General features: G+C 72.3%; 13 protein-coding genes and 2 tRNA genes. 11 read left to right on the top strand and 4 right to left on the bottom strand.

All coding sequences use genetic code 11. The annotated features are described in order from the left end of the window. Positions 1-160: 160 nt before the first annotated feature. Genes ACZ4K2_RS17575 through ACZ4K2_RS17565 form a run of 3 tightly spaced genes read left to right on the top strand, consistent with a single transcriptional unit; the run spans position 161 to position 3287 of the window. Positions 161-1822: a TerD family protein gene (locus ACZ4K2_RS17575; RefSeq protein ID WP_467473682.1), complete on the top strand. Its 1662-nt coding sequence runs from the start codon at positions 161-163 to the stop codon at positions 1820-1822. 11 nt (positions 1823-1833) lie between these two features. After that, positions 1834-2514 (top strand): AIM24 family protein, encoded by a 681-nt coding sequence (locus tag ACZ4K2_RS17570; protein ID WP_467473680.1) that lies wholly within the window; start codon positions 1834-1836, stop codon positions 2512-2514. 17 nt (positions 2515-2531) lie between these two features. After that, positions 2532-3287: an AIM24 family protein gene (locus ACZ4K2_RS17565; protein ID WP_467473678.1), complete on the top strand. Its 756-nt coding sequence runs from the start codon at positions 2532-2534 to the stop codon at positions 3285-3287. 58 nt (positions 3288-3345) lie between these two features. Here the strand turns inward: ACZ4K2_RS17565 and ACZ4K2_RS17560 are convergent, their stop codons facing one another. Both ACZ4K2_RS17560 and ACZ4K2_RS17555 read right to left on the bottom strand, forming a co-directional pair. Then, positions 3346-3867 (bottom strand): NUDIX hydrolase, encoded by a 522-nt coding sequence (locus ACZ4K2_RS17560; RefSeq protein WP_467473675.1) that lies wholly within the window; start codon positions 3865-3867, stop codon positions 3346-3348. Continuing rightward, positions 3864-5306, bottom strand: coding sequence for a zinc-dependent metalloprotease (locus tag ACZ4K2_RS17555; protein ID WP_467473674.1), 1443 nt, complete (start codon positions 5304-5306; stop codon positions 3864-3866). Before ACZ4K2_RS17555 ends, ACZ4K2_RS17560 begins: the two co-directional genes overlap by 4 nt. 192 nt (positions 5307-5498) lie before the next feature. Between ACZ4K2_RS17555 and ACZ4K2_RS17550 the strand changes: the two genes are divergently transcribed. From ACZ4K2_RS17550 to ACZ4K2_RS17535, 4 genes are all read left to right on the top strand, one after another. Continuing rightward, positions 5499-6662, top strand: coding sequence for an SDR family oxidoreductase (locus ACZ4K2_RS17550; protein ID WP_467473672.1), 1164 nt, complete (start codon positions 5499-5501; stop codon positions 6660-6662). 104 nt (positions 6663-6766) lie between these two features. Next, positions 6767-7228: a molybdenum cofactor biosynthesis protein MoaE gene (locus ACZ4K2_RS17545; protein ID WP_467473671.1), complete on the top strand. Its 462-nt coding sequence runs from the start codon at positions 6767-6769 to the stop codon at positions 7226-7228. A gap of 137 nt (positions 7229-7365) precedes the next feature. After that, on the top strand, positions 7366-7548 hold the full coding sequence (locus ACZ4K2_RS17540; protein ID WP_467473669.1) for a hypothetical protein: 183 nt from the start codon (positions 7366-7368) through the stop codon (positions 7546-7548). 53 nt (positions 7549-7601) lie between these two features. Further along, positions 7602-8696 (top strand): YlbL family protein, encoded by a 1095-nt coding sequence (locus tag ACZ4K2_RS17535; RefSeq protein ID WP_467473667.1) that lies wholly within the window; start codon positions 7602-7604, stop codon positions 8694-8696. Between the two features lie 73 nt (positions 8697-8769). Here ACZ4K2_RS17535 and ACZ4K2_RS17530 read toward each other — a convergent pair whose 3' ends face one another. Continuing rightward, positions 8770-9312 carry a PPA1309 family protein gene (locus tag ACZ4K2_RS17530; RefSeq protein ID WP_467473665.1) on the bottom strand — a complete coding sequence of 181 codons (543 nt, stop codon included), beginning with the start codon at positions 9310-9312 and terminating at the stop codon, positions 8770-8772. A gap of 164 nt (positions 9313-9476) precedes the next feature. Here ACZ4K2_RS17530 and ACZ4K2_RS17525 point away from each other — a divergent pair, with 164 nt between their 5' ends. The 4 genes from ACZ4K2_RS17525 to ACZ4K2_RS17510 all read left to right on the top strand — a co-directional run bounded on the left by ACZ4K2_RS17525 (position 9477) and on the right by ACZ4K2_RS17510 (position 14657). Next, positions 9477-12371, top strand: coding sequence for a UPF0182 family membrane protein (locus ACZ4K2_RS17525; protein WP_467474056.1), 2895 nt, complete (start codon positions 9477-9479; stop codon positions 12369-12371). Between the two features lie 41 nt (positions 12372-12412). After that, positions 12413-12486: transfer RNA gene (locus tag ACZ4K2_RS17520), tRNA-Met, on the top strand. A 208-nt stretch (positions 12487-12694) separates the two neighbouring features. Next, a complete protein-coding gene (locus ACZ4K2_RS17515) occupies positions 12695-14506 on the top strand; it encodes a tetratricopeptide repeat protein (protein WP_467473664.1) in 1812 nt (603 codons plus the stop codon). 77 nt (positions 14507-14583) lie between these two features. Next, positions 14584-14657 (top strand) — tRNA-Met (locus ACZ4K2_RS17510). A gap of 161 nt (positions 14658-14818) precedes the next feature. Here the strand turns inward: ACZ4K2_RS17510 and ACZ4K2_RS17505 are convergent. Further along, on the bottom strand, positions 14819-15235 hold the full coding sequence (locus ACZ4K2_RS17505) for a Fur family transcriptional regulator (RefSeq protein ID WP_467473662.1): 417 nt from the start codon (positions 15233-15235) through the stop codon (positions 14819-14821). Between the last annotated feature and the right edge of the window lie 68 nt (positions 15236-15303).

The raw sequence follows: 15303 nt of genomic DNA, 5'->3' as shown, positions 1-15303 counted from the left end.
CCCTGCGGCACCGGGGGCGTGAAGGGGCGCGCGGTGTGAGCGGCTCGGCGCGGTTGTGTACCGGCTCTGTACCGACGCGGGCCCTCGGGGTGCGCCGCCGGTCTTTGCCGTTAGCCTGGCGCGACGCACTCGCATTCGGGATGGGGGACGGTCGTAACGCATGGCCAGGGAATTCCAACGCGGCCACAAGGCCAGGATCAGTGACCTCACGATGGGCACGGATCTGTACGTAGGCGTGCAGATCTCCGGCCCCGGGCTGACCTTCGACATCAGCTGCTTCGGACTCGACGCCGACGAGCGGCTGTCGGACGACCGCTACTTCGTCTTCTTCAACCAGCCGAAGTCGCCGGAGGAGTCCGTCCAGTTGCTGGGTGCCCAGGCGGGCGACACGGAGTCGTTCCGGGTCACGCTCGACCGCATCCCGTCGCAGATCCGCAAGCTGTCCTTCACGGCGACCATCGACGGCGCCGGGCAGATGTCGCAGACCGCCCCCGGCTACCTGCGCATCGTCGCGGGCGGCGAGGAGGTCGCGCGGTACTCCTTCGACGGCTCGGAGTTCTCCACCGAGCGGGCCGTGATGCTCGGCGACTTCTACTTCAAGGACGGATGGCGGTTCGCCGCGGTCGGCCAGGGCTTCGACGGCGGCCTGGAGGCGCTGCTGAAGAACTTCGGCGGCGAGGTGCTGGAGGAGGAGGCGCCCGACGCCCCGCCGCAGCCGCAGCCCGGCGCCGCCCCCGGCTTCGCCCCGCCCGCCCAGGCCTCCGCGCCGCCCGCGTTCGGCGCCCCGGTCCCGGCCCCCGCGCCGCCTCCGGCCCAGGCACCGCCTTCGGCCCCGGCACCGCAGGGCTTCGCACCGCCGCCCGGCCACACCCCGCCCCCGGCGCCCGCCCCGAACATGCACGGTGCCCCGACGGTCATCGCGCCCCTGGCCCCGCCCGGCGGCACCGTCCCGCCGCCGGCACCCGCCCCCGCACCCGCGCCCTACGGCCTGCCGCCCCAGCAGCCGTCCTACGGCGGGCAGCCCGGTGCGCCCATGCCCCCCGGATACGACCGGCAGCCGCCCTCCTACGGCGGACAGCCGGCCCCGCCCATGCCCCCGGGCCACCAGGCACCCGGAGCGCACCCCGGCTACGGCGCGCCGCAGGGCGCGCCCCAGGGCGGCGCCGGGGTGACGGCCGCGCTCCAGGCGTTCAAGGAGACGCCGACCGGCCAGCGCTGGACGCAGCAGAACAAGAAGCTGATCCGTGTCGACCTCGGCGTCGGCGGCCAGCCCGTGCTCGCGAAGCAGGGCAGCATGGTGCTCTACCAGGGCAAGGTCGACTTCGGCTACAAGGGCGCCGGACTGGCCGGCCGGATCGTCGGCAACGCCACCGGCCAGGAGATGCAGCTGATGCGCTGCACCGGCCAGGGCCAGGTGTTCCTCGCCGAGGACTCCACCCACCTGCACCCGGTCGAGCTGCAGGGCGACGCCCTCTGCGTCTCCGCGGAGAACGTCCTCGCCTTCGACGAGAGCCTCCAGTACGAGGTCCGCCGCATCGAGGGCCACGGCATCCCGGGCGGCGCGCTGTTCACCATGCAGTTCCAGGGCACCGGCACGATCGTCGTCAAGACGCACGGCACGCCCGTCGTCCTGCCGGTCACCCCGACCACCTTCGCCGACTGCCACGCCGTCGTCGCCTGGTCGGCCGCCTCCCAGGTGATCGTCTCCAGCCAGGTCCGCATGCGGCGCAACGCCTACGCGGGCGACACCGGCGAGAGCGTCAACCTCCAGTTCCGGGGCGCGCCCGGCAACTTCATCGTCGTCCAGCCGTACGAGGTCTGAGGGAGCCCGTCATGAACCAGCCGCTCGCGGGCTTCGCCCCCGCACCCGTCACCGCCCGCATGGAGAACCACGGCAGCCACATGCTGAAGGTCGCCATGCAGACCGGCAACGACCTCCTCGCGCGCGTGGGGTCGATGGTCGCCTACGAGGGCTTCGTCCAGTACGAGCCCAACCCGCCGGCCGTCCGCCAGATCGCCCGGGACTGGGCCACCGGCGAGGGCGCGCCCCTGATGAAGTGCTCCGGCGACGGCCTGCTCTACCTCGCCGACTACGGCGCCGACGTGGTCGTCGTCAACCTCGACGGCGACGGCATCTCCGTGAACGCCACCAACCTGCTCGCCTTCGACGCGCACCTCAGCTGGGGCGTGGAGCGGGTCAAGGGGCTCGCGAAGTTCGCCGGGCAGGGCCTGTGGAACACCAGGATCTCCGGGCAGGGCTGGGTCGCGCTGACCTCCCGCGGCCAGCCGATCGTCGTGGACTGCGGGGGCGGCGAGGACGAGACCTACGTCGACCCGGACGCGCTCGTCGCCTGGTCGCCGAACCTCAAGGTGAAGGGCAAGCGGAGCTTCAAGGCCCAGTCGCTGATCGGCCGGGGCAGCGGCGAGGCCTACCAGATGGCCTTCTCCGGGCAGGGCATCGTCGTCGTCCAGCCCAGCGAGGACAGCACCGACCGCCTCCGGATCCGGGGCTGAGGGGGAGCCAGAACACCATGCAGAGCCCGCTTTTCGCGCACAACGACTCCCAGACCCAGGAGCGCTGGAGCCTGCAGAACAAGCAGATGCTCCGGATCACCCTGGAGGGCCACGACGACGTCCTGGCCCGCAAGGGCACCATGGTCGCCTACCAGGGCCTCGTCGAGTTCGACGCCGAGTACCGCACGCAGGGCCAGTCACGCGCGCGTGCGCACACCGGCGAGGGCCTGGACCTGATGCGCTGCCACGGACAGGGCACCGTCTACCTCGCCAACCTCGCCCAGTACGTGCACGTCCTGGAGGTGGAGCCGGACGGACTGACCGTCGACAGCTCCTACGTCCTCGCCATGGACTCCTCGCTGCACCACGAGGTCGTCGCCGTCGACAGCCTCTACGGCATCTCCGGCTCCGGGAAGTACCAGCTCAACATCACCGGGCGCGGCAGGGTCGCCCTGATGACCTCGGGCGCCCCGCTGCTGATGCAGGTCACGCCCGACCGGTACGTCAACTGCGACGCCGACGCGATCGTCGCCTGGTCCACCGCGCTGCGCGTGCAGATGCAGGCGCAGACCCACTCCTCCGGCGTGTGGCGCCGACGCGGCAGCACCGGCGAGGGCTGGGAGCTGAGCTTCATGGGCTCCGGGTTCGCGCTCGTGCAGCCCAGCGAGCTGCTGCCGCCGCAGAACGCGGTGATCGGGCAGGGCGTCGCCGCCCAGTTCGGCCTGGGGCAGCAGGGAGCGCACGGCCAGAACCGGGGCAACGCCTGGAGCTGAGCCGCGACGGCCCGGCGCCGGAGGGGGTGACCGCACGGGCGGTCACCCCCTCGCCGCGTCAGAGCCTGGCGAGCGTGGCCTCCAGCAGGGCCGCGACCGAGCCGTCCGCCACGCCGGCCACCTCGTCGTAGGCGTACCAGCGCAGGTCCAGCGACTCGTCGCTGATCTGCTGCACCGCGCCCGGCGGGGCCAGGACGGCGTACTGGACGTCGTAGTGCCGGTGGCAGGGGGCCGGGATCGGGTGGCGGTCCAGCCGCACCGGGCCGCCGGGCAGCAGAGTCAGCCCGGCGATGCCGGACTCCTCGGTCGCCTCGCGCAGGGCCGCCGCCCGCAGCGTCGCGTCCCCCGGCTCGCAGTGGCCGCCCATCTGCAGCCACATCCGCAGCTTGCCGTGCAGCGTGAGCAGGACCCGGCCCCGTTCCGGGTCGATCACCAGGGCGCTGGCCGTGAGGTGCCCCGCGTGGCAGCTCTTCCACATGCCGTCCGGGTGCGCCGACAGGTGGTCCAGGTAGGAGTCGCGCAGTTCCTCCTGGCCCTCGTACTCCTTCAGCACCAGGACGGCGTCGTCGTACAGGCTCACTCGGTGTCGTCGCCCTCGGCCTCGTCGTCCTTCTTGCGCAGGTCCGGCTTGCCCGCGGCGCCGCCCGCCGCCTCCCCGAGCATCTTGTCCAGCTCGGAGAAGTCCATGTGCTCGCGGTGGACGAAACCGTCCGGGTCGTCCAGGTCGGTCGCGGTCGGCAGCATGTCCGGGTGGGCCCACAGGCCGTCCCGGCCGTCGACACCGCGCGCGTCCGTGAGCGAGGCCCACAGCCGGGAGGCGTCGCGCAGCCGGCGCGGGCGCAGCTCCAGGCCGATCAGCGTGGCGAAGGTCTGCTCCGCCGGGCCGCCGGTCGCACGGCGGCGGCGCAGCGTCTCGCGCAGGGCGTCCGCGGACGACAGGCGCGGTTTCGCGGCGGCGTGGACCACCGCGTCCACCCAGCCCTCCACGAGCGCCAGAGCGGTCTCCAGACGGGCCAGGGCGGCCTTCTGCTCGGGCGTGTCCTCCGGCTGGAACATGCCCTGCTGCAGCGCGTCCTGCAACTGCTCGGGGTTCTGCGGGTCGAACTGGCCGACCACGTCCTCCAGCTTGGCGGTGTCCACCTTGATCCCGCGCGCGTAGCCGTCGACCGCGCCGAACAGGTGCGCGCGCAGCCACGGGACGTGGGCGAACAGGCGCTGGTGGGCCGCCTCGCGCAGGGCCAAGTACAGCCGCACCTCCTCCTGCGGCACGCTCAGGTCCTTGCCGAACGCCTCCACGTTGGCCGGCAGCAGGGCGGCCTTGCCGGCCGGGCCCAGCGGCAGGCCGATGTCGGTGGAGCCGACGACCTCGCCCGCCAGCACGCCCACGGCCTGCCCGATCTGCGTGCCGAACATGGCGCCGCCCATCGAGCGCATCATGCCGATCAGCGGGCCCGCCATGGCCTGCATCTCCTCCGGCAGGACGTCGCCCATGGCCGCGCCGACCCGCTCGGCCACCGGGTCGACCAGCTCCTGCCAGGCGGGCAGGGTCGCCTCGACCCACTCCGCCCGCGACCAGGCCACCGCCGAGGCGGAGCCCGACGGCAGGGACGTCGCGTCGTCCAGCCACAGGTCGGCCAGCCGGACGGCGTCCTCGACCGCCCTGCGCTCGGCGGGGCCGACGCTGGCGTCCTTGGTGCCGTCCGACGTGCCCTGGGCGACCGTCTGGCGGGCGATCTGCTTGGCCATGTCCCAGTTCACCGGGCCGCCCTCGTAGGAGAGCATCTGGCCGAGCTGCTGGAAGGCGGCGCCCAGGTCGTTGGGGTTCAGGGAACCGAACATGGCGGCGAGCGGATTGTCGGCGCCCGGGCCGCCGAAGCCGCCGGCTCCGGGCAGGCCGCCGAAACCGAACGGGTTGGCCGGTCCCTGCCCACCACCGCTCTGCTGGTCCTTCTCCTTGCCCTCGTCGCCGTCCTCCGGCTCCTCCGGCGGAAGGCCGAAACCGAATGGGGTGTCACTCACGGGAATCCTCGGCTGGTAAGGCCACCGGTCTTTTTCCGGCGGCGCGGCTGCCCGACAACACCACCCAGCCTAGACACCCGGACCCGATCGGGCCTCGGTGCTTCGCCCGCGGAAGCCCTGCGGCAGGATGGACGCACCTGGTACGTACGCGTCACTGGCGCGTGTACTGAAGACAACCGCTGGAGACGCCCGGTGAGTTCCCCAGATCCGCAGGTTCGCGCAGCGCGAAACCACTCAACCAGCCCGTCGCCCGGCCACCGCCCCCCGGCGACGGCGTCGCGCGCCGACGGGAAGGCCGCCGCGCGCGGGCCCGTCGTCGCGGTGACCGGTGCCGCCGGCGGGGTCGGCGCCCTGCTCACCGAGCGGCTCGCCGCGTCCGGGGAGATCAAGCGGGTCGTCGCCATCGACGAACGGCGGGGTGAGTGCGCCGACGCGCAGTGGCACATCCTCGACGTGCGCGACCCGGCCATCGCGGACAAGCTGCGGGGCGCCGACGTGGTCGTCCACCTCGCGCTCGACCTCGACCTGGAGACGGATCCCGCGGCGCGCACGGCCTACAACGTCCGGGGGACCCAGACCGTCCTGACCGCCGCGGCGGCGGCCGGGGTGCACCGGGTGGTGCTGTGCACCTCGGCGATGGTCTACGGCGCGCTGCCGGACAACGAGCTGCCGCTGTCGGAGGACGCCGAGCTGCGCGCCACCGCCGAGGCCACGGGCGTCGGCGACCTGCTGGAGATCGAGCGGCTGGCGCGGCGCGCCCCCCGCGCGCACCCGGGGCTGAACGTCACCGTGGTCCGGCCGGCGGTCCTGGTCGGTGGCACGGACACCGCGCTGACCAGGTACTTCGAGTCGCCGCGGCTGCTCGTCGTGGCCGGGTCGCGGCCCGCCTGGCAGTTCTGCCACGTCGACGACCTGTGCAGCGCCCTGGAGTACGCCGTGCTGGAGCGCGTCGACGGGGAGCTGGCCGTCGGCTGCGACGGATGGCTGGAGCAGGAGGAGGTCGAGGAGCTGAGCGGGATCCGGCGGATGGAGCTGCCGTCGGCGGTCGCGCTCGGCGCGGCGGCCCGGCTGCACCGGATCGGGCTCACCCCGTCCCCGGCCGGCGACCTGGCCTACACGATGTACCCCTGGGTGGTCAGCGGGAGCCGGCTGCACGACGCCGGGTGGCGGCCCGGGTGGACCAACGAGGAGGTGCTCGCGCAGCTGCTGGAGGAGGTCTCCGGGCGGCACACGGTGGCCGGGCGGCGGCTCGGGCGCAAGGACGCGACGGCGGCCGGGGCGGCGGGCGCGACGGTCGCTCTGCTGGGCGCGGCGGCCGTCGTGCGGCGGGCCAGGAAGGTCCGGCGGCGCGTCTGACGCGCCCGGCCCCCGCCCGCTGTAGGAGCCTCCAAAGCGGCCCGCGCGCGTGCCGGGTGATGCTCGTATTCCGCACCGCCCAGGACGTACGGCACGATGGACGCATGGCGCACACGAACGACCACCCCGGTGAGCACGCGGCCGACGAGCCCGTCAGGCTGATCGGCATCCGGCAGACCCCGCTCTCCGTCGACGAGGTCTTCCGGGCCGTCGGGGACGACGCGGCCGGGGGCATCGCGCTGTTCGTGGGGACCGTACGCAACCACGACGGCGGCGCCGACGTGGACGCGCTCGGGTACTCCTGCCACCCCAGCGCCGAGGCCGAGATGCGGCGGGTCGCCGAGAAGGTCGTCGCGAACCACCCCGTGCGGGCGCTGGCCGCCGTCCACCGGGTGGGCGACCTCCGGGTGGGGGACATCGCCGTCGTCGTCGCCGTGGCCTGCCCGCACCGCGCGGAGGCCTTCGACGCCTGCCGGAAGCTGATCGACGACCTCAAGCACGAGGTGCCCATCTGGAAGCACCAGAGCTTCTCGGACGGCACCGAGGAGTGGGTCGGCGCCTGCTGAGCCATCCGGCCCGCGACACGTCCGGCGCGTACTCCGCCCGGGTTGCGTAACCGGCACCCTCGCGTGAGCGTTGTCCCTGCGGATGGTTAATCTGCTGATCAGTCAGTTGCGGACACTCATGACCTAGGGAGGCCGGCATGGGGGTGCTTGTCTGGCTGCTGATTCCGCTCGTGGCCGCGGTCGGCGGCGGACTGTGGGGCAGTTGGGCCGGCCGGACCCGCAAGGTGCGCGGCGACGGCCCCGAGCTGGACGGTTACGCGCGCTTCCGGGAAGCCATGGAGAAGCCGCGCTCGGGCGCGCCGGGCGCGCCGGGCGCGTGACGGACAGACGGCCCTGACGGTGTGCCGACAGGGCCGTCCCGTACTGTCGAGGCATGCCACGCCGCACCGCGACGATGCTCGCCTCGACCCTGATGCTGATCGCGCTCCTGTGCGCGGGAGTACTCATCCCCGTGCCCTACTCGGAGATGTCTCCCGGCCCGACCGTGAACACGCTGGGCGAGCACGGCGGCGAGCCGGTGCTGCAGATCTCCGGGCACAAGACGTACCCGGCGGCCGGCCACCTGAACATGACCACCGTCCGGGTCACCGGCGCCGACTTCCGGATGAACCTCGTCGAGGCCGTCTACGGCTGGCTGGCGCACGACGCCAAGATCGTCCCGCACGACACGCTCTACCCGGACGGCAAGACGGAGGAGCAGTCCTCCCAGGAGAACGCCGAGGAGTTCAGCCAGTCCCAGGAGAGCGCCAAAGTCGCCGCCCTGAAGGAGCTGGGCGTCCCGGTGAAGTCCTGGGTGATCGTCTCCACGGTCGTCAAGGGATCCCCGGCCGAGGGCAGGCTGCACGCCGGTGACGTGATCAAGGCCGTCGACGGCACCGCGGTCAAGCAGCCGGCCGACGTCGCCGAGCTGGTGACCAGGCACAAGCCCGGCCAGAAGACCGTCTTCACGGTCGTCCCCGCCAAGGAGCAGGCCGCCGCCGAGAAGGCCCACCGGACGGCGACCGGGACGCGGGACGTCACGATCACCACCGCGGCCTCCGACGACGGCGGCGCCGAGCGGGCCGTCGTCGGCATCTCCGCCGGCACCGACCACACCTTCCCGTTCACCATCGACATCAAGCTCGCCGACGTCGGCGGGCCCAGCGCCGGCCTGATGTTCGCCCTCGGCATCTACGACAAGCTCACACCGGGCGACCTCACCGGCGGGAAGTTCGTCGCCGGCACCGGCACCATCGACGACAAGGGCACGGTCGGCCCGATCGGCGGCATCGAGATGAAGACCGTCGGCGCGCGCGACAAGGGCGCCCGGTACTTCCTGACGCCCGCCGACAACTGCGCGGCGGCCGCCAAGGACACCCCCGACGGGCTCACCCTGGTCAAGGTCAAGACCATCGGCGACGCGCTCGGCGCGCTCAAGGACATCCGCGACGGCGACACCGCCGCCCTGCCGAAGTGCACCACCGGCTGAGCGGGCCGGGACACGGCTGGGGGCGCTCCCGGACACCGGGGGCGCCCCCATCGCCGTACGGCGGCGGCCGCGGTCAGTCCGCGAACGTCGCCGCCAGGGCCTCCGCCAGACCCGGCACCAGGTCCGGGCCGGTCAGGACCTCGGTCGGGGTGTCTTTCTCGCGCAGCCGCAGCGCCGACTCGCGGCTGCCGTCGCGCAGCACGGCCACCGTCATGCGGACCTCCTGGCGCTCGGGGTGCCGGGCCACCCAGGAGGCGAGGGCGGACTCGTCCAGGCCGGAGGGGACCTGGGCCTCGGCGGACGGCGGCAGCATCAGGCGCTCCACGGCGAGCGCGCAGCCGACGACCGCGTCGGGCCAGGCGATGGTGCCGAGGAACTCGTCCAGCGGCTTGCCGGTCGGGACCTCGTCCTGCTCGATCGGGGTGAGACCGGTGGTCTCGGTCTCGTCCGCGAGACCCAGCTGGGCCGCGAGCGCGGGTTCCTGAGCCCGCAGCCGTGCGGTGTCTACGAGGGCGAAGAGGCGAGCGGGCTGGTCCCAGCCGAGGCCGGAGACGTACTCGTCGATCTCGAGTACGGCCCGGGTGAGCGGGCTCGCTGCCATGGGAGTGTTGGACATGGTCACAATCCTGCCTTGTTCCCGACCCGAATCGGGAACCGAGTAAACCGTGAGTAAGTTGCATAGGCGTGGGCCCGCGGACACGGGGGGCCACGGCGGGCCCGCGAACCCGGGGGCCTGACGGATCGACAGCGAACTTCGAGGTGCGCACCTTGGCTTTCCAGATGCCGGACCGGGGCGGAGGCCCGACGGGGCCACGGATCAGAGCGGGCCGCCCGTCCCGGAAGATCCGGGTCCTGCTCGTGACCCTGGGCGTCCTCGCCGTCCTCGGCATGGCGTTCACCATGTTCGCGGGCTTCTGGACGGACTGGCTCTGGTACCGGTCGGTGCACTACTCGTCCGTGTTCACCACCACCCTGTCGACCAAGATCGGGCTGTTCTTCGTCTTCGGCCTGCTGATGGCCCTCGCGGTCGGCTTCAACATCTGGCTCGCGCACCGGCTGCGGCCGCCGCTCAGCGCCATGTCGATGGAGCAGCAGAACCTCGACCGCTACCGCATGGGCATCGCGCCCTACAAGAAGTGGCTGCTGCTCGCCGTCACCGCGGTGGTCGGGCTGATCGCGGGCGCCTCGGCGTCGAGCCAGTGGCGGACCTGGCTGATGTGGGTGAACGGCGTCCCCTTCCACGAGACGGACCCGCAGTTCCACCTCGACATCTCCTTCTACGTCTTCGACCTGCCCTGGTACCGCTTCCTGCTGGGCTTCGGCTTCGCCGCGGCCATCCTGTGCCTGATCGCCGCCGCGCTCACGCACTACCTGTACGGCGGCCTGCGCGTCACCAGCCCCGGCGCGCGCGCCACCGCCGCCGCGACCGGGCACCTGTCGGTGCTGCTCGGCGTCTTCGTCGCCCTCAAGGCCGTCGCCTACTGGCTCGACCGGTACGGCCTCGCCGTGAAGTCCAGCGACTTCAAGGCGACCGGCAACTGGACCGGCCTGCGCTACGTCGACGCCAACGCCTACCTGCCGGCCAAGACGATCCTGTTCTGCATCGCCGTCATCTGCGCGCTGCTGTTCTTCGCCACGCTGTGGCGGCGCACCTGGCAGCTCCCCATGATCGGCTTCGGCCTGATGGTCCTGTCGGCGATCCTGATCGGCGGCCTGTACCCGGCCATCGTGCAGAAGTTCCAGGTCCAGCCGAACGAGCAGGCCAAGGAGGCGCCGTACGTCGAGAAGAACCTGAAGGCGACCCGCGAGGCGTACGGCATCGACGACACCAAGGTCACCGAGTACGCGGGCAGGTCGACCACGCAGGACAAGACCACGCTGCGCGACGACGCCGACGACGCGGCGAGCATCCGCATCCTGGACCCCAACATCGTCTCGCCGACGTTCCAGGTGCTCCAGCAGATGAAGAACTACTACGGCTTCCCGACCAACCTGGACGTGGACCGGTACCCGACCAAGGACGGCAAGGAGCAGGACACCGTCCTCGGCCTGCGCGAGCTGAACCTGGCCGGCATCCCGAAGAACAACTGGATCAACGACCACTTCCGCTACACGCACGGCTACGGCGTGGTCGCCGCCAAGGGCACCGAGTCCAACGCCAACGGCGAACCGGTGTTCACCGAGTACGACCTGCCGTCGAAGGGCGACCTCGGCGCGTACGAACAGCGGGTCTACTACGGCGAGAAGACCACCACCTACTCCATCGTCGGCGGTCCCCAGAAGGAGATCGATTACTCCGACGACAACGGTGAGAAGACCACCAGCTACCGGGGCGGGAGCGGGGTCGACCTCGCCAACCCGATCAACCGGGCGGCGTACGCGGTGGCCTTCAACGAGCCGCAGATCCTCTACTCCGGCGCGATCGGCAAGGGGTCGCGGATCCTGTACAACCGCACGCCCAAGGAGCGCGTGGAGGCGGTCGCCCCCTGGCTGACCATCGACGGCGACGCGTACCCGGCGGTCGTGAACCACCGCATCCAGTGGATCGTCGACGCGTACACGACGACGAACGGCTACCCGTACTCCTCCCGCACGACCCTCGGCGACACCACGGCCGACTCGCTGACCGCGGCGAACAACTCGCGCGCGGTGGTGGCCCAGCAGAACCAGGTCAACTACATCCGCAACTCGGTGAAGGCGACCGTCGACGCGTACACCGGCGACGTCAAGCTCTACGAGTGGAACACCGAGGACCCGGTGCTCAAGACGTGGATGAAGGCGTTCCCCGGCACGGTGCAGCCCAAGAGCGCCATCTCCGGGGACCTGATGGACCACCTCCGCTACCCACAGGACCTGTTCAAGGTGCAGCGCGAGCTGCTCACCCGCTACCACGTGACGGACGCGCAGACGTTCCTCACCGGCAGCGAGGTGTGGCAGGTGCCGGACGACCCGACCAACAAGTCGGGCGACGCCGTGCCGCCGTACTACCTGAGCATGAAGATGCCCGACCAGAGCCGGCAGGCGTTCTCGCTGTCGACGACGTTCACGCCCAACGGCCGTTACAACCTGAGCGCCTTCATGTCGGTGGACGCCGAGGCGGGCAGCAGCGACTACGGCAAGATCAGAATCCTCAAGCTGCCGACCAGCACGACCGTCGACGGGCCGAAACAGGTCCAGAGCCAGTTCAACTCCGAGCAGGACATCGCGGCCGCGATCAAGCTCCTCAAGGGCGGCGACTCGGAGGTCGAGTACGGCAACCTGCTGACCGTGCCGCTGGACGGCGGACTGCTCTACGTGGAGCCCGTCTACGTACGCGGCGGTGGACTCAAGTACCCGTTGCTGCGCAAGGTGCTGGTCACCTACGAGGGCGAGACCGCGTTCGAGAACACGCTCGACGAGGCGCTGGACAAGGTGTTCGGCACGAAGGGCTCGACGGGCTCGACCACCAGGCCGCCGGACACCGGCGGCACCAAGCCGCCCGGCACCGCCAACCCGACGGTCCGGCAGGCGCTCCAGGACGCCCAGAAGGCCTTCGACGCGGGGCAGCAGGCGCTGAAGGACGGGCCCGACTGGGACGCGTACGCCAAGGCGCAGAAGGAGCTCCAGGAGGCGCTGAAGCGGGCCGAGCAGGCGCAGACCGCGGCCGGCGGGAGCGGCGGCCGGAACAAGAGTTGATCAAGATCCCACCGCGCCGTGGTAAGGTTGACCTGCAACGGCGCGGGGTGGAGCAGCTCGGTAGCTCGCTGGGCTCATAACCCAGAGGTCGCAGGTTCAAATCCTGTCCCCGCTACTGAAGTCGAAGGCCCGGATCCCTTTTTGGGGGTCCGGGCCTTCGTGGTGTGCGAACTCATGTACAGGGGCCGGTGACGGCCGCGCCGGCGTGGGGAGTTGGGCGCGCTGTGTTTGACTTGTCTCCCTGTGGGCATGTCGACAAAACGCTGAAGTGACCTCACGGGCTGCGGTATACCGGGTGTACCCAGGTTGTAGGTGGTGCGACGATGGACGTTATGGGGGACAAGGCAACTCTGTTCGGGACAGGGCGATTTGTGCAACCTGCCGGTGCGGAGCCGGCTCGCGACGAGATGGTGGACATGGGGGACGCCGCCGAGGAGACGCGCCTCGCGCTCGCCGCGCAGAACGGTGACGCGGAGGCGGCGAGCGTCCTCGGGGCCATGCTGCTGCGCCGGGGCGACCTCGACGCGGCCGAACCCCACCTGCGCGCCGCCACCGCGTCCGGTGACCGGGCCGCCGCCAACAACCTCGGGGTCCTGCTGCACCAGCGCGGTTACGCCGACGAGGCGGCCGGCTGGTGGCGCATCGCCGCCGTGGCCGGCTCCTCGACCGCCGCGCACGCGCTCGGCCGCCACCACCGGGAGCGCGGGGACGAGCCGGCCGCCGAGTACTGGCTGCGCCAGTCCGCCGAGCAGGGCCACGTCCTCGGCGCCTACGCGCTCGCCGACCTGCTGGAGCACCGCGGGGACGTGGGCGCCGAGCACTGGATGCGGGCCGCGGCCGAGCGCGGGCACCGCGAGGCCGCCTACCGGCTGGCGCGCGCCCTCGACCGCGCGGCCGGACACGGGGACGAGACCGCGGGCGACAGCGCCTCCCCGGAGGCCGAGCAGTGGTACCGGCAGGCCGCCGCGCGCGGCCACCGGCGGGCCGCGCTGCACCTCGGGGCGATCCTGGAGCGGCGCGGGGAGCTGAAGGAGGCCGGGCGCTGGTACCTGACCTCCGCCAAGGACGGCGAGCCCCGGGCCGCCTGCGCGCTCGGCTTCCTGCTGCGCGACGCGGGCGACAGCGAGAGCGCGGCCGTGTGGTGGCTGCGCGCCGCCCAGGAGGGCGACGGCAACGCGGCCAACGCGCTGGGCGCGCTGCACGCCGAGCGGGGCGAGACCCAGACCGCCGAGCGCTGGTACCGGGCCGCGCTGGACGCCGGGGACGACAACGGCGCCTACAACCTCGGGCTGCTCAGCGCCAAGCAGGGCCGCACCGCGCAGGCCGAGCAGTGGTACCGGCGCGCCGCCTACGCCGGGCACCGGGAGGCCGCGAACGCGCTGGCCATCCTGCTGCTCCAGGGCGGCGACACGACCGGGGCCGAACCGTGGTTCTCCAAGGCGGCCGAGGCCGGCAGCGTGGACGCGGCGTTCAACCTCGGCATCCTCTACGCCGGCCGCGACGAGGGCGGGACGGCGCTGCGCTGGTACGAGCGCGCGGCGGCCGCCGGGCACGCCGAGGCCGCGCTCCAGGTCGGCATCGCCCGGCTGCGCGAGGGCGACGAGCCGGCGGCCGAACGCCACCTGCGCTGCGCGGCGGGGGGCGGCAGCGCGGAGGGCGCATACCGGCTGGCCGCCCTGCTCGACGCGCGCCGCCCGCTGGAGCCCGCGCACGAGCTCGGCGAGGCCGTGCAGGAGAAGTCCGAGTGCGAGGAGTGGTACGAGCGTGCCGCCACGCAGGGGCACCGGCGGGCACAGGTGCGGGTCGGCATGCTGGCGGCGGCCCGCGGCGACGTGGTGGAGGCGGCGCGGTGGTACCGCAGCGCGGCCGAGGCCGGGTCGCGCAACGGGGCCTTCAACCTGGGGCTGCTGCTCGCCCGCGAGGGCAGCGAGCCGGAGGCGGCGGTGTGGTGGACCCGGGCCGCGGACGCCGGGCACGGCCGGGCGGCGCTCCGGCTGGCCCTGGTCTACGCGCGCCGTGGTGAGCTGGCCGAGGGGCAGCGGTGGGCCGACCGGGCCGTGGTGCTGGGACCGGCGGAGGTCGCGGAGCGGGCGGGGCGGCTGCGGGACGCCCTGCGTGAGGAACTGTCGGCGTGAGCGGACCCCGCGGTGCGCCCCTCGCGCCGGGCGATTTGCATTCGGGGACAGGCCTCACGTAATGTCGTGTTCACCGACGCGGGGTGGAGCAGCTCGGTAGCTCGCTGGGCTCATAACCCAGAGGTCGCAGGTTCAAATCCTGTCCCCGCTACTGAAGGCCGAGGGCCGGAATCCAGAAATGGGTTCCGGCCCTCGGTGTTTTCATGCGCACATCGTCTCCGTGCGCCCCTCCGCGGCGCGGCGGGGGAGGGGCCGGCGGGCATGCGCAAGAGCCCCGGCGGCTGCCGGGGCTCTTGCGGGAAGCGGGGGGTGCTACGCGCTCGCGCAGTCCGGGCACAGGCCCCGGTACGTCATCTCGACGTCCGACACCGTGAAGCCGAAGCGCTCGGAGTCGGGCAGGTCGGCGAGCGGGTTGCCGGCCGGGTGGACGTCACGGATCGCGCCGCAGCGGGCGCACACCAGGTGGTGGTGCGGCCGGTGCGCGTTCGGGTCGTAGCGCTTGGCGCGCTTGTCCGTCGTGACTTCCAGCACCTCGCCGAGGGTGACCAGCTCGCCCAGCGTGTTGTAGACGGTCGCCCGGGAGATCTCGGGGAGCCGCGTCACGGCGCGGGCGTGCACCTCGTCCGCCGTCAGGTGGACGTGCTCGCCGTTCAGGACCTCGGCCACCACGCGTCGCTGCGCGGTCATCCGCCATCCGCGTCCACGCAGCCGTTCCAGAAGGTCGCTCATGGCAACAGCGTAACAGCAAAGGGGACCAGGTCGGGAATAGGTGTGAAATTGGATCGACGTTTGACTTA

This window comes from Streptomyces sp. NPDC025833, from assembly GCF_055558055.1.
The sequence above is the reverse complement of the archived record's forward strand: the minus strand, read 5'-3'. Positions and strand labels throughout refer to the sequence as shown.

Excerpts from the sequence above, each read along its gene's own strand:
- ACZ4K2_RS17515 (WP_467473664.1), top strand. The coding sequence starts at position 12,695 with ATGGACGTTATGGGGGACAAGGCAACTCTGTTCGGGACAGGGCGATTT.
- ACZ4K2_RS17545 (WP_467473671.1), top strand. The coding sequence starts at position 6,767 with ATGGCGCACACGAACGACCACCCCGGTGAGCACGCGGCCGACGAGCCC.
- ACZ4K2_RS17535 (WP_467473667.1), top strand. The coding sequence starts at position 7,602 with ATGCCACGCCGCACCGCGACGATGCTCGCCTCGACCCTGATGCTGATC.
- ACZ4K2_RS17540 (WP_467473669.1), top strand. The coding sequence starts at position 7,366 with ATGGGGGTGCTTGTCTGGCTGCTGATTCCGCTCGTGGCCGCGGTCGGC.
- ACZ4K2_RS17505 (WP_467473662.1), bottom strand. The coding sequence starts at position 15,235 with ATGAGCGACCTTCTGGAACGGCTGCGTGGACGCGGATGGCGGATGACC.
- ACZ4K2_RS17575 (WP_467473682.1), top strand. The coding sequence starts at position 161 with ATGGCCAGGGAATTCCAACGCGGCCACAAGGCCAGGATCAGTGACCTC.
- ACZ4K2_RS17565 (WP_467473678.1), top strand. The coding sequence starts at position 2,532 with ATGCAGAGCCCGCTTTTCGCGCACAACGACTCCCAGACCCAGGAGCGC.
- ACZ4K2_RS17570 (WP_467473680.1), top strand. The coding sequence starts at position 1,834 with ATGAACCAGCCGCTCGCGGGCTTCGCCCCCGCACCCGTCACCGCCCGC.
- ACZ4K2_RS17525 (WP_467474056.1), top strand. The coding sequence starts at position 9,477 with ATGCCGGACCGGGGCGGAGGCCCGACGGGGCCACGGATCAGAGCGGGC.
- ACZ4K2_RS17530 (WP_467473665.1), bottom strand. The coding sequence starts at position 9,312 with ATGTCCAACACTCCCATGGCAGCGAGCCCGCTCACCCGGGCCGTACTC.